Source organism: Arsukibacterium ikkense (assembly GCF_000987775.1).
GTDB lineage: Bacteria > Pseudomonadota > Gammaproteobacteria > Enterobacterales > Alteromonadaceae > Alishewanella > Alishewanella ikkense.
Window position 1 is genome coordinate 79,639 of the sequence record NZ_LAHO01000013.1, and the last position, 12,423, is coordinate 92,061.

Genomic DNA, 12,423 nt, shown 5'->3' on the forward strand with positions numbered 1-12,423 from the left:
CCATCTCCAGAAATGCTCGGGGTTGCTACCTTTGCTTTTCGTGTTATGCAGAGTTATCTGTTTAATTATCAGAACAGAAAATTACCTTCGCTGGCTGGCCGGGAGCCCAATAATTGTTAAACCGAGTTGCGTCAGTGGTGATCCTGCAGCATGTCCGTTACAAACTTTACTAATCACAGCCAAGTTTATTGTTCTTAATAAAGATTTCAATTTCAAAGTGGTTTACCTGATCCAGGATCTGGCTTTGGGTGCCGATATGAAAGCCGCGAAAGTGGATATCGCAATTCAGCTCTGAGCTGCTGTATACACCAGGACCACCGCCAAATATATAGGTGGTACTGTCTTGATAGGCTTGCTCGGGGTCGATGCTGCTGTACCAGCGGGCGGATATTTCAGCAAGCTGGTTGGCTGGTTGCTGCCGGAAAAAACGTAGCTTATCGGCAGCAATAGCGCCTTCGCTAATCCTTTCCTGGGTTAGCAATACGCCGTTATCCGGGATTTGAAACAGCCGCGCTTGCTCAAGTTTAATTGCAGGGGCACCTGTCGGTTGGTCGAAAATAATGTAAAAGGCCCCGACATAATTTGCCGGCAGAACATAACTTTCGGCGTCGCGTTGCACAGCCTCGCTGCATGCTGCCAGTGAACAGCACAATAATATGGCGGCCAGACTGCTTCGCCCAATGTTGTTGATACCCGCTAAGATTTGGATTTTTGGCATTAGTTAAAGCACCCCTCCAGTGAAAAGTTTTCCACAACCATGCAGCGTCGGTCGTTTGGATTCATCGCAAGGAATTTATGGTTCCAGCTATTTATATTCTGGTATCGCAAAGTTCGACTATGGCTGGCGCGCCTGGCTAGCTCATCGCCAACCGTTTCCATAAAGTTACCGTGTACATCGATTGGAATACGCAATGCACAAACAATCATCGGGTAATCCAGATTTAATGCCAGTGTTATCGGAGCGGCACCTTTTCTGACATGCACCCCGATAAAAATTTTCTGGCCACTGGGATCGACAATAAAGGCTTCGCAATTGGGGAAGCCGTCACCGGTGATATACACCACAAGGTCGATATGGTGGTTAAGTCGGTCGATATCGATTTTTATCTGGTATTTCACATCGAGCCTGGGAACATAAGAGGTGCCAACGGTTCGCTGTAATTCTTTGGACAATGGCATGGCATGATTAACGCCCCAATAATTGCCGGTAACAGCGTAATGCTTAACATAGCTGTTTTGGGTTGTACTGCTGAACTCCCGCAGTTCGTGGCGTGGTGCAAGCTCACCCTGGTAATCTTCAACTTCGTCGCTCCATGGCGCTCTGGAAGGATCAGAGCGCGTCGTTTGGGCGTATGAAGAGTTATGCGTGTTCAGCTGAAATATATGCCAAATCCGGGATGTCACGGCACCGGTACCACTGGATTGTAATGAAAAACCCCGGTTATCGCCTTCAAACATCATGCCGCTCCAGCCAAAGGTTCGTTCGGGATGAAAAGAGCGAATGTTAAATTTGTATGCAGCAAGACTGGATATAGCCCCATTTAGCATGGTTGCCCTTAAATTGGTAATTGGGTGGTTAATTAAATGTAATTTACAGTCGCGGGGGATTGGTGTCTACGAAAAACAAAACTTTAATTATTTGTAATTAGAAAAGTTGGGGTTGATAACAATTAAACGTGCACCGCTCCTTGCTGCTAAGTCCCTACCTTGCTAGCATCAGCACTCCATATATCAGGGACCACTTATGCGCTGTTGGCGTTTTACCTTACCACTGTTGTTAGTGTTCTCCCCGCTGGCTTTGGGCCAACAGCAGTACACTGAAGGTACCTGCATTTTGCTGCAGCAGCAAATAGCGCGCTTTAGCCCGCAGCCACAAAGCCGTAACTATTTAGACAGCAAACGCGAGTTTGCCAACCACTGCAAAAACCCGATACCGGCGCCGGATAAGCCGCTGGTGCTTACCAATATCCAGGCTAAACCGGCAGTGCCCGTGGCTAATAACGCTACGGAGCCTGCGCCGGCTAAGGCTGCATCGCCGGCACAAAAATTCGATATGGGCGCGATGATGTTAAGCCTGTTTACGCCCTATATTCCCTACATTATTGGCTTCTTATTGCTATTAGTGCTGCCCGGTTTGCTTATTGCACTGCTGTTTGGCAACCGGGCGCGGTTTTTGGGGGCGATGGCCGAGCGGCAGCTGCACCGGCTGTTAGTGCGTGATTTACCTGTTGCAAATCAACATTATCGCAATCTGATACTGCAAACCGCCCAAGGCGATTTAACCGAAGTGGATCATCTGGTATTAAGCCCCTACGGCATTTTTGTGATTGAAGTGAAAAACTACCAGGGCTGGATTTTTGGCAGTGAACACCAGCCAAACTGGACAGTACAGCACTTTCGGCGCAAACACAGTTTTCAAAACCCACTACTGCAAAACAATAAACACACCGCTGCGGTAAAGTTTGCGCTGAGCTTAAGCATGCACGACAGCAGTCTGGTTAAGTCGGTAGTGGCTTTTAGTGATAGGGCAGAGTTCAGAACGCCGCTGCCGGCACAGGTATGTTATATCCGGCAGGTGGCTGCTTATATCCAGCAGTTTACCCAGCCTTGCTTTAGCGATGAGCAATTGCGCCAGTTTGCCGCCAGGCTGAATTTGGCGGCAGAAAGCAAAAAGATACTGAGTAAGCTGCATATGCAGCAGTTCGATGCTTAATCAGCAGCATTGGCGACTAGTTTTGCGACCTGTAAGCAATAAGTCATGCTTAGATTTGTTGTCAGGGTTTTAATCTAAAGCAGAGTTATTTTCCAGGAGGAGGATTTTCAGAGCTAACGTTGTTAGCACCACTTTCGGGAGTGGAACCATTCTGCCGCGCATAATACGTACTTCTCAGCCCGTCAATATGCTCGTTTAACTTAGGTGGTACGGGTTGCCTCATTGGGTCGAGTATAAAATCGACGCCTTCACGGCGAGCTAACTTTGCCGCGGGTACAAAATCAGAGTCTCCGGCAATGAGGATAATTTGGTTAACCTGCTGCTTTAATGTCAGGGTAGTTATGTCAATACCAATACGCATATCTACGCCTTTTTGACGCGTACTGATAGCAACCTCTGAATCTAATAAAGGCGTCGTTGCTAAGTTTCGCTGGCCTTTTAATATCGACTGAGCAACCAATGGTTTTATCACCCATTCTGAAGCTTTCGACAGTTCGCCAAGCCGTAAAGCTAGTTTGCGTTTTTTCAGCAGTCGCTGATGAAGTTCAAGTCGAAATTTAGCTTCGTCAGATTTTGAAAAATCAATTGCAAGACGAGAAACCGGGTTGTGCATCTTCTTTTCAAGTGGGGCGCAGTCATAGAAAAAAATGCGATAAAGTGAACGTTCTGCTCTTTCGCCATCTTTTAAATGTAGCAGTGCACAGCGCACCGCCAAGTCGGCTATGCGTTGGGCATTAAAATAGTTATGGGGCTCAAAATGGCGGATCCGTTTAATAAAAAACGCGCCATCGATCAGTATGGCTGTAGACATTTCCGATTGCCTTAAATATAAAAACCCCGAGGCTCGGCAAGCATCTAGATAGTTGATGCAAGCTTACTGCTCAGGGTTGAATACTGGTAATGCTAGCAACTGAAGTTTGATCCGTCAACAAAGGTTTTACTTTGTAGCGGGTGCTGAGCCAGTAAGACACGGATCCGGGTGCTGACGCACGCCAAAGTTGAGCAAGGTATATTCGTAAATAGCGGCAAAATCTTCTGCGGCAAGTTTCGACAGCTTATACATGGTGTTTTTGCTTCACCTGCGCGGCAATCTGGCTTAGCGTTAAGTCACTTTCTCCACTTTGTTCGCCTGCGGCAACGGCCTGTCGCAATGCTGCCATTTGTTTTTCCTGACGCTCCAGTAACCGCAGGGCAGAGCGCACTACTTCGCTGGTTGAGCCATAACGACCTGTTGTAATTAATTCACTAATAAAGTCGTCCAGTTGCGACCCAATGGTAACACTGGTTGTTCTGGCCATGGTTTAACCCCTGTGTGAATAGTTAACACAAAGTGTAGCATGCAGGTATGACGAGTCAAATGCGCCTTTTTTGAGCTGGGCAGCCTAGGGCCAAAGCTGGGGTCAGGCCTTGAAAGTTGAATGCCGCTGCTTACTTTCAGCACATATATAGCTTTTATATGCGCAGTTATTATGCGCAAGAAATTTGCGCTATACTTTTGTGCAATGTGAATCGATTTAACCTAGTTTGGAGCTTACCATGGGCCAGAATACCAAGGCGGCGTGTAATACCTCAGTTGATGCAGCTTTGCTGGCTGAGGCTAAGTCATTAAACATCAGCCCGTCTGTCGTGTTGGAAAACGCATTGCGTACTGCTGTAAGCCAGGCGAAAGCAGAGTTATGGCGGGCACAGAATGCTGATGCCATCGCAACTTATAACCAGCAAATTGCAGAGCATGGCACCTTTGCTGAAAGGCTGGGTCAGATTTAGTGCTGCAACAGTATTGGCAGCGAATTAAAGCAGGCCTTGATTAACGGTGAATTTTAGGGGCAGGTCAAAATTAAATTGGTGATGGAATTGGCAACTGGCAGTTAAGGCACTAATGCTTGTCTGAAGATATGTTGCAGTGGTCCCAAGTCAAGGTTTACACCCGCAACGTTGGCTTTGACCCAATCCTGCTGTAATAAAGGCGGCCAAAGAATTTCGTAGTCCAGCAGAAATGCCATTTCCTCAAAAAAGAAACGTTGCGCCCGGCCGTTGCCGTCACGGAATGGGTGTAGCATGTTCAGCTCACAATATAAATCCGCCATCGCGTCAGCCATAGCATCTTTGTTGTTAATCTGAGCAAGTGCTGGAATTAGTAACATCAGTTTGTCGGCTTCCGGCTTAATACGCTGGCAATTGCAAAAGCGTGTGGTGCCCTTACTTATATCGACGGTGCGCAGCTGTCCTGCCCAGGAATAGACATCTTGAAATAAGTAGTGATGTAATTGTTGTAGGTGGGCCAGTGTAAGCTGACCCAATGAAGTAACTGCTGATTGGTAGTTTCGGTAACGCGCTGCGCTAAAAGCGGCCTCAGCTTCAGCAAGCTTATCTGCATCTTTGATATTTAAAAAGTTTATTAATACGTCACTGTCGGCGTAACAATATACATCGTGTAGTACGCCGTATTTATCGCGCATACTTTTTATGGAGTTGCTCAATAGTCTTATTAGCGTCTTCTTTTTTCAGTGCCATGCCTTCGTACTGCAGACTGGTTTCATAGTTTTGCTTTTTCGGCATAAACTTCACCGGTTTTTCTTTAACGCTGTTGGAATAAGGCTGAGTCATATTTCCTCCACACTGTGGCTAAAGTTTACTCCGATAGTGCTATAACTGCCAGTTTTGCCGCGCGTACGCAGCAAATCTGTAGCTGGGCTAAAAACCACCGCTGTTACTCATACTGCCAGCACTCAAACACCAACTGGCCTGACGGATAGGGCTCTGCTTTATCAGCATAATGCAGCAGTTCCAGCCGGGCATGGTGTTTGCCTGTAGCCGGGCTGAAATAAGACGCGCTATAGGCTCTAACCGGTGCCGCCGGGGCGGGCGGTTGTATTTGCAGATAGAAGTCTAGAATAACTGGCTGGTCGGTAATATCTGTGCGGTTCACGCCAACGATAAAAGTATGATCCTTTACGTTAAACAAAGGCATAACTGCGGTACCTGAAGCATCAAGTGTTATTGCGCTTTCCTGAATATTGTCCAGACTAAAACCCGGATAATCCAAAGGAATAACGCTGCAACTCAGTTCCAGCTGCGTAGCGCTCGCCTGTGTTGCCGTGGTGAATAGTAAGAGTATCGTGATCAGGGTTTTGGACATAAAGCGGTGTCCTTACTGTAAGTTGTAAAGCTGGAACGGGTTTGAAATGCCACCATATCACAGGCTTGATATCCCTGATGTTTTAGCTTCGAGACGACCATCTGGTTTATGACAAAACCTGAACCGGGCAACACTAACACCAAAAAGATAAAAAGCTTACTTTGTAATTTACGGAATTTTGCCTGTTTAGCGCCCGTAGCAAACTGCTTTTCGACAACACTCATTAAATGCAGCAATGGCAAAATAAGCGGCAGTAACAAAAACGCTGTGCCGCTTTGTATTTCAACTAAGGCTGATTGTGCAATTGCTGCATGTTGTTGTTGTATACGCCAGAAAAAGAACAAGGCAAAGGCGATGGCCAGTGCCTCGAACAGCACAACTAACGCGACTTTTAATACTGGATGCATAAATTATCTGAACTGCATACGACGAATAGCGTCGTTAATATAATTACGTTCAAAAGTCACTATCTGACGAGCCAGCTCACCGAATGTGCGTTGTTTTGCTTTTTCCATAGCGTTCACCAAAGCGTCAGTTACGCCAAAGGTTCTGTCCAGATATTCAAGTGTCACTGCAGTGGCAATACCAAAACCGATAGCGGCGATGATAGGTCCGGCGGCAACGGTAGTGATGGTACCCGCGACCATTGCCGCGCCAGTAGCGACAAGGGTACTAAGACCAATTTTTACTAAATCTGTTGCTATAGTACCAACCAGTCGCAGCAATGTGCTCTGTTCAGTGATCAGAAATTGCAGCACTGTCATCGGCACGGCGATAAAAATACTTAGTCTGGCACCATTTACCATAGCGTTGCCAACTCTTTTGTGGCCAATGGCTAAATCTACTACCTTCGGGTTGCTGGCCAGATAGCGGGTGCCTGTAAGCTTTTCCCTTAAGCCAGGGTATCCTTTTAAAATAACATAGCTTCGGTTATTCACTTCTTTAATAACAGCTTTCCCGGTAAGACCCAATTCGTCAATAAGCTGGTTTGCCAGCCGCACATCACTAAGCTGTGAGGCAATGCCAGCTGAAAACCGGGCATTATCCATAGTGGTATGTGTACTTAATGTGGTGGCAAACTCGGCAAACTGCTCCATCGAAAGTATGTGAAGCTCTTTGCGCTCGCTGTTCATTCTGTTGATATCGATAGTACTATTGGTCGCCATGGTAATTTCCCTTTACAAATAAAAGGAATGTAAATTATCACAAGATTAACGTTATGTTAAACGTTTGGTGTTGTTTTTGGCGGGCGACGTAAAATTAGTTAAATCAGGGGCAGATTTAGTGCTGCAGTATCGCTGCTCAGTTGCAACGGACCAGGGATTGAATTACTTAAACCGAACCTGCTGCACATGCGGGTTTGGTACAGTTACTTCCAGCAGCGTTATGTCTTCCAATACTACCCATTGCTCTGTTCCAGCGTGGGTAAGCACCAGACATTCCTGGCGGGCGCTGTTATAGCGGGTGTCCAGCGCGGTAGCATACACCTGTTCGCCCGAGGCCAGTGTCAGGCACAGAGGGTAGCGGTACAGGCAGACAATCTCAATATAATCATGTAAATCGCATTTTAGCATTGCCACTCCTGTGGGTTGGTTACTCATACTCTCTTTAGCCAGGCTGTCGGGCCGGTGGCTCATGCTGAGCACACTATTATGGGTAGCGTTGCAATATAGCCGTGAGTTCACCATTTTGGTGGATAATGTCTAATTCGCGTTGTAGTGCCAGTGCAACATCGGCAGGGAATTGGGGGTTGAGCGCAAGGTAGTGCGCACCGATGTCTGCTAATAAAAATAACGGCTCAGCAGTGTCAGCAGGCATATTATGCTCTAGCATCCAGCTGCGTAATGATCGTTTAGAGCCAGACAGTAAATCGACTTTATGTGCAAAAAAAAGCGGTATGGGTTCGGTGCGGGTGGAAAAGCCCATCATATTGCTGCCATAGCGAAACCCCTTGCTCTGAAAATAACTTTCCAATCTATCACCACGCGAAACGGCAAGAATATAGTTTTTTGCCTCATCTAAATTAGCAGGGTTAACTTCGGTGCGGCCTTTCAAACGAAATAGATACCCGGGTTCACTGGCAATGGGGCCGACCCAGCTAAACAGCGCTTCTCTTTCTGCGTTTCTTGAAGTAGAAAATACCCCGCTATAAACATTGTGCTGCGCCATATCAAAAGCCCGGCGCCAGGGCAGCAGGCTAATATTGCAGGTTATTTTTGCGCGCTGGCAAAGGAGTTTTACTAATTCAACATTGATGCCCGTTAACTGGTTTTGTTGCATAAAGCTGTAAGGGGGAAGATGCTCAGTATAAAACTGATATTCCTGTGCTGAAGCATAAGCTTTAGCCTGGGCAAGCAGCCCAAAAGACAGCAAAATACAAAAACAAAACGGTAGTTTCATCGTGCAGTTCACTCACTATAAACTCACATTTAAGTTATCAATATATACTAAGAACCAATCGTTTACATAATGTCTAATTAGGTTAGCGGCGTTACACTGCAAAATAGGGTATTAGCCATAAAAATCAGTTTAGCCGTGTTTGCCAGGGTTCCAGCCCTGGGCTGACAGTAGGGCTTCACCTGAGGCATTCGCACCTTCCTCCAGTGTTGTGGCCATTGAATCATTCCAACGGTTTAAATAACCAAATAACGAAATAACCCCCATAATTTCTACAATTTCACCGGCGTTCCAATGTTTTCGCATCTCGTCCTGAATGGTTTCGTCAACGGCGTTAGGCACGGAAGATGCGGCAATAGCCAGTTCAAGCGCGGCGCGTTCGGCAGCGTTAAACGCCGGATGTGTGCGAAACTGCCAGATATTTTGCAGTTGATCATCGACTGCGCCGTAGCGTTCGGCTGCCCGGATGGTATGGGCCTGGCAGTAACGGCAGCCAGTAACATGGCTAGACATATAAGCAATTAATCGTTTTAACGCTGAGCTTACCCGCCCTTCGTTGGCCATGACTGCCATATTAAGTTGAATAAAAGCTTTGGCGATGGCGGGGCGGTGGCTCATGGTAAGCACACTGTTGGGGCAAAATCCCAGGGTCTCGTTAAAAAATTTTGCTAGTTCAGCTACTTCAGGGTTGGCGTCTGGGCTTAGCGGTGGTACAAAAGCCATAATAAATTCCTGTTGCAAAAAGATTACCTGGCTTTACTTTACCACCTGTTACTGTTGATGCCGCTAAGTCTTGTTTAAATTCTTAAAATAAGTTGCAATGAAATATCAGGCTTATGGCAATCAAAGCAGTAAGTTTAATCGCCATACTATCAAAGCTAAACCCAGTGCGGATGCACGACCATAAACCCGCACGGGCAAGCCGAATACCAGCACTCCCACGCGTACATAACGATTGGCGTTCTGGCCAAATATTAAATAGCTTGCGGTATCTGCCAAGCGCTTTCGGGGTCACTTTCGGGGTCACAGCACTTTCGGGGTCAGGTCTCACTTTCGGGGTCAGGTCTTGCCTTTTGCTATCCACCCAAAAAGTCAAAAAGCAAGACCTGACCCTTCAGCCTGTGTGACCCTTCAGCCTGTGACCCTTCAGCCTGACAAGACCTGACCCTTCAGCCCTGATGCGCTCGGGGTAAACCTTAAAAGTTGAATTGCGCTGCTTACTTTCAGCGCATATATAGCTTTTAGAAAATTAGGGTCAGATAATGATTAAAGAAAATTAGGGTCAGATAACGATTAAATACTCCGCAGCTTTGCTGCTATGCCGCTATATCACGGATGAACTATGCATTATTGGCCGTTTTCCTTTTCGTGGCTTTTACTTAGCTACCGTCTGTTCTGGGCCTGAGATCTACATTTTTTGTGTCAAACCCTCAGTCTCAGCCTTGGCCGGTAGCGCTGCCACAGCATGATTAAACCGGTAAGGGTGAACAGTAATGATGCCGCTGCGGTGCTAATAAGCAGCGGGTTGTTAAAGTTGCTGCGGTCCTGATAATCCATAATGTGTAGCATCCAGAAAAAGTCGAACAGCCGCCAGCCAGAGGTTCTTACTCTGGCGATGGCACCTGTGGCTGGCTCGATATAAAAAGTGGTGTTATCACTATCAGCAAACTGTACCTGCCACAGTGGTGGCGTTAAGTTTTTTACTTCTTGAGGCAGCTCGCTGAGTAGCTGGCTATGGCGTAGTTGGCCACTGCCCAAGTATTGAGCCTGGGCTAAGTCGCGTATGTCAGATTCGGCCAGGGCTGATAATATCTGGCCGCTGCCCGCGCTGTAGCGAAAACGCTGGTTAGCGTCATCAATAACATAGACTGGCATGGCGCCAAGTTTGCTATCGTTCAGGCTTAATTGCTGGCTCAGACTAAAACTGGCTGCTGCACTATGTTGTGCCAGCAGTGTTGCCGGGCTAACTTGCGCATCGTGCCAGGCAGCAGTGGGGCTAGTGCGTAAATGCTCGCCTCGTATCTGCTCTATGGGCAGTATGGCCATTACCAGGCCACTTAAAAACCACAGTAATATTTGGACAACAAGGATTAAACCAAGCCAGTTATGCAGGCGCCGACACCACTTCAACATAGAATATTCTTTCAGGTTAGCTATGGGCTTATCACAGCATAAAGTGCCAGCAATGGCAAAGCGACAAATTGTTGCAACGGACCAGGGATTGAATTACTTAAACCGAATCTGCTGCACATGCGGGTTTGGTACAGTTACTTCCAGCAACGTTATATCGTCCAGTCCTACCCACTGCTCTGTTCCTGCGTGGCTAAGCACCAGACATTCCTGGCGGGCGCTGTTATAGCGGGTGTCCAGCGCGGTACCATACACTTGTTCGCCCGAAACCAGCGTCAGGCATAATGGGTAGCGGTACAGGCAGACAATTTCCACATAATCATGTAAATTGCAGTTAAGCATAAAACCCCATGTTGTTAGTTGTTCAGGCTGTCGGGTTTGGGCAGGTGGATAATATGTTTGCGAAAATTCAGCACCGTGCCGCTTAACGCATCGGTTACCACAAAGGCGATGGGCAGGGTGGGTTCGACATCCAGCACCACCTCAGCCTGAAAGCCCTGCTGGCGCAAAAAGGCGGCAGCTTGTTCGGCACTTTGCACCGGATCAGTTACCACTATGCCAATACTGGCAGTGGCACCGCCAACTTTTTGCAGCACTGCGGCCGTTGGCTGGTTGATAATGGTGCCGTCCCACATAATGGAGCGCAATACTCCATCACTATCAGCCCGGAACCGTTCAGCTATACCGTGTTGGGCCAGCAGGGCTACCACCGCGGCTTTTGCTTCGGCCGAGGGAGTAGAAAAAATACGGGAACCCGGATCAGGAAAGGGCAGGGGGTTACGTTGCATCACCAGAGCGCAAGTCCAGCTTAATAGTAGTAAAAACATAATGATAAAAAGTGACAGCAACCATTTTGAGATATACATAACCACCTCTTTTAGAAACCGGCGAACATTGGCAAAACGCCAGCAGTGTGCTGATAGCTATAGCTAAAAATAATCACTTCCGCCAGTGGCTGATTTTGGTTACTGTTGCGGGCTAATGCATTTAGCAAACGTGGAATAAAGCCAATGAAAATGATAACGCTGTTAAGCAGCATGCTGCTATTTAGCCTGTCAGCACAGGCCGATGCGCCGGCAAGCCAACCCTTTGAACAGTTTTTTCAGCAATTAAGTAAGCAGTGTGGCAACGCCTACCCCGGTAAGCTAACGCTGGAGCCGGAGGGGGACGATATGCTAACCGGCACGGAGTTACTGATAGTTCATTTTCGGGAGTGCAGTGACACCCAGTTAAAGTTGCCGTTTCATATTGAGCTGGAAGCCAGCCAGAGCTGGAACCGTTCGCGTACCTGGATTATTACCAAACACCCCGAACAATTGGAACTAAGACATGATCATCGCACCCAACAAGGCGATGACGACAAAGTGACTATGTATGGCGGCTTTTCTGTTGGCGCTGGCACGGTTATCCGACAGCAGTTTCAATCGTTAGAAAGAACTGCCGAGTCGGGTTATTTTCGGGGCTGGCGTATCGAAATTGAGCCCGGCGTGCGTTACACCTATGGCACGGTAAGAGGAGAAGAGTGGAGCTGGCGTATCGATTTTGATCTAAGCCAACCGTTAGCTGAGTTACCCCCCGCGCCCTGGGGCCATCAGTAATGAGAGTTGTTGTACCTTGCTTAGATTAAAAATCTGGTTTTATTTTACTAAATTAGCCAGCTGCGTATTGTTGTAGCAACGACAACTCAATGTACTTAAGTGCTTTTCCATGACAAGCGCTTAGCTTAACCGGTGGAGCCACGCCGGCAGCTTCTGCCTCCTGCCAGCGGAGAGCACATAAACACCAATGATCACCGGCTTTCAAGCCTGCGAAATTCCACTCTGGTTTGGGGGTAATTAAGTCGTTGCCCTGAGCCAGCGTGAATTGCAAAAAGGCATCTGTCAGTTCAGCGCAAATAACATGGCTACCAATATCCTGATCGTTGGTTCGACAGTAACCATCACGAAAATAGCCTGTTGTCGGCGAAAAACAACATGCCTGCAATGGTTGACCTAAAACGTTTAATGATAACCCTGTCATATTGACACCTTTATTTTGAGTTACG

20 protein-coding genes are annotated in these 12,423 nt (G+C 47.3%); 3 read left to right on the plus strand and 17 right to left on the minus strand.

Annotated elements, in window-relative coordinates; genetic code table 11:
* Positions 1–169: 169 nt before the first annotated feature.
* Both WG68_RS13440 and WG68_RS13445 read right to left on the minus strand, forming a co-directional pair.
* Entirely contained in the window at positions 170–718 is a 549-nt protein-coding gene (locus WG68_RS13440) for a DUF6843 domain-containing protein (protein ID WP_046558223.1), read from the minus strand.
* A complete protein-coding gene (locus WG68_RS13445; protein ID WP_046558224.1) occupies positions 718–1,548 on the minus strand; it encodes a hypothetical protein in 831 nt (276 codons plus the stop codon). The genes WG68_RS13440 and WG68_RS13445 overlap by 1 nt, the downstream gene beginning before the upstream one ends.
* 196 nt (positions 1,549–1,744) lie before the next feature.
* On the opposite strand from WG68_RS13445, the gene WG68_RS19175 reads away from it, so the two are divergent.
* Entirely contained in the window at positions 1,745–2,713 is a 969-nt protein-coding gene (locus WG68_RS19175; RefSeq protein WP_052749095.1) for a nuclease-related domain-containing protein, read from the plus strand.
* A gap of 85 nt (positions 2,714–2,798) precedes the next feature.
* Here WG68_RS19175 and WG68_RS13455 read toward each other — a convergent pair whose 3' ends face one another.
* From WG68_RS13455 to WG68_RS13460, 3 genes are all read right to left on the minus strand, one after another.
* A complete protein-coding gene (locus WG68_RS13455) occupies positions 2,799–3,524 on the minus strand; it encodes an NYN domain-containing protein (RefSeq protein WP_083981890.1) in 726 nt (241 codons plus the stop codon).
* Positions 3,525–3,650: 126 nt separating this feature from the next.
* Positions 3,651–3,776, minus strand: a complete 126-nt coding sequence (locus tag WG68_RS19940; RefSeq protein WP_268753174.1) for a hypothetical protein — start codon at positions 3,774–3,776, stop codon at positions 3,651–3,653.
* Positions 3,769–4,011 (minus strand): type II toxin-antitoxin system ParD family antitoxin, encoded by a 243-nt coding sequence (locus tag WG68_RS13460; RefSeq protein ID WP_046558225.1) that lies wholly within the window; start codon positions 4,009–4,011, stop codon positions 3,769–3,771. The genes WG68_RS19940 and WG68_RS13460 overlap by 8 nt, the downstream gene beginning before the upstream one ends.
* Positions 4,012–4,249: 238 nt before the next feature.
* Here WG68_RS13460 and WG68_RS13465 point away from each other — a divergent pair, with 238 nt between their 5' ends.
* Positions 4,250–4,480, plus strand: a complete 231-nt coding sequence (locus WG68_RS13465; protein WP_046558226.1) for a type II toxin-antitoxin system CcdA family antitoxin — start codon at positions 4,250–4,252, stop codon at positions 4,478–4,480.
* 101 nt (positions 4,481–4,581) lie between these two features.
* Here the strand turns inward: WG68_RS13465 and WG68_RS13470 are convergent, their stop codons facing one another.
* From WG68_RS13470 to WG68_RS13515, 11 genes are all read right to left on the minus strand, one after another.
* Positions 4,582–5,172 (minus strand): Fic/DOC family protein, encoded by a 591-nt coding sequence (locus WG68_RS13470; RefSeq protein ID WP_046558227.1) that lies wholly within the window; start codon positions 5,170–5,172, stop codon positions 4,582–4,584.
* Positions 5,162–5,320, minus strand: coding sequence for a hypothetical protein (locus WG68_RS19725; protein WP_162836469.1), 159 nt, complete (start codon positions 5,318–5,320; stop codon positions 5,162–5,164). The genes WG68_RS13470 and WG68_RS19725 overlap by 11 nt, the downstream gene beginning before the upstream one ends.
* Positions 5,321–5,423: 103 nt before the next feature.
* The gene (locus tag WG68_RS13475; RefSeq protein ID WP_046558228.1) at positions 5,424–5,852 is read right to left on the minus strand and encodes a hypothetical protein; all 429 of its coding nucleotides are present in this window, start codon (positions 5,850–5,852) and stop codon (positions 5,424–5,426) included.
* A complete protein-coding gene (locus tag WG68_RS13480; RefSeq protein ID WP_046558229.1) occupies positions 5,837–6,259 on the minus strand; it encodes a DUF1240 domain-containing protein in 423 nt (140 codons plus the stop codon). The genes WG68_RS13475 and WG68_RS13480 overlap by 16 nt, the downstream gene beginning before the upstream one ends.
* A gap of 3 nt (positions 6,260–6,262) precedes the next feature.
* Positions 6,263–7,018 carry a hypothetical protein gene (locus WG68_RS13485; RefSeq protein ID WP_052749096.1) on the minus strand — a complete coding sequence of 252 codons (756 nt, stop codon included), beginning with the start codon at positions 7,016–7,018 and terminating at the stop codon, positions 6,263–6,265.
* Positions 7,019–7,180: 162 nt separating this feature from the next.
* Positions 7,181–7,489 carry a Rho-binding antiterminator gene (locus tag WG68_RS13490; RefSeq protein WP_235357739.1) on the minus strand — a complete coding sequence of 103 codons (309 nt, stop codon included), beginning with the start codon at positions 7,487–7,489 and terminating at the stop codon, positions 7,181–7,183.
* Positions 7,490–7,502: 13 nt separating this feature from the next.
* Entirely contained in the window at positions 7,503–8,252 is a 750-nt protein-coding gene (locus tag WG68_RS13495; RefSeq protein WP_052749097.1) for a substrate-binding periplasmic protein, read from the minus strand.
* Between the two features lie 129 nt (positions 8,253–8,381).
* Positions 8,382–8,972, minus strand: a complete 591-nt coding sequence (locus WG68_RS13500) for a carboxymuconolactone decarboxylase family protein (protein ID WP_046558231.1) — start codon at positions 8,970–8,972, stop codon at positions 8,382–8,384.
* A 699-nt stretch (positions 8,973–9,671) separates the two neighbouring features.
* Entirely contained in the window at positions 9,672–10,382 is a 711-nt protein-coding gene (locus WG68_RS13505) for a PepSY domain-containing protein (protein WP_046558232.1), read from the minus strand.
* Positions 10,383–10,475: 93 nt separating this feature from the next.
* Positions 10,476–10,721 carry a Rho-binding antiterminator gene (locus tag WG68_RS13510; RefSeq protein ID WP_046558233.1) on the minus strand — a complete coding sequence of 82 codons (246 nt, stop codon included), beginning with the start codon at positions 10,719–10,721 and terminating at the stop codon, positions 10,476–10,478.
* A 14-nt stretch (positions 10,722–10,735) separates the two neighbouring features.
* Positions 10,736–11,245, minus strand: coding sequence for a hypothetical protein (locus WG68_RS13515; protein ID WP_046558234.1), 510 nt, complete (start codon positions 11,243–11,245; stop codon positions 10,736–10,738).
* A gap of 144 nt (positions 11,246–11,389) precedes the next feature.
* Here WG68_RS13515 and WG68_RS13520 point away from each other — a divergent pair, with 144 nt between their 5' ends.
* Positions 11,390–11,977, plus strand: a complete 588-nt coding sequence (locus WG68_RS13520) for a hypothetical protein (RefSeq protein WP_152663112.1) — start codon at positions 11,390–11,392, stop codon at positions 11,975–11,977.
* A 52-nt stretch (positions 11,978–12,029) separates the two neighbouring features.
* On the opposite strand, the gene WG68_RS13525 is transcribed toward WG68_RS13520, so the two are convergent.
* A complete protein-coding gene (locus tag WG68_RS13525) occupies positions 12,030–12,398 on the minus strand; it encodes a DUF2237 family protein (RefSeq protein ID WP_046558235.1) in 369 nt (122 codons plus the stop codon).
* Positions 12,399–12,423: the final 25 nt, after the last annotated feature.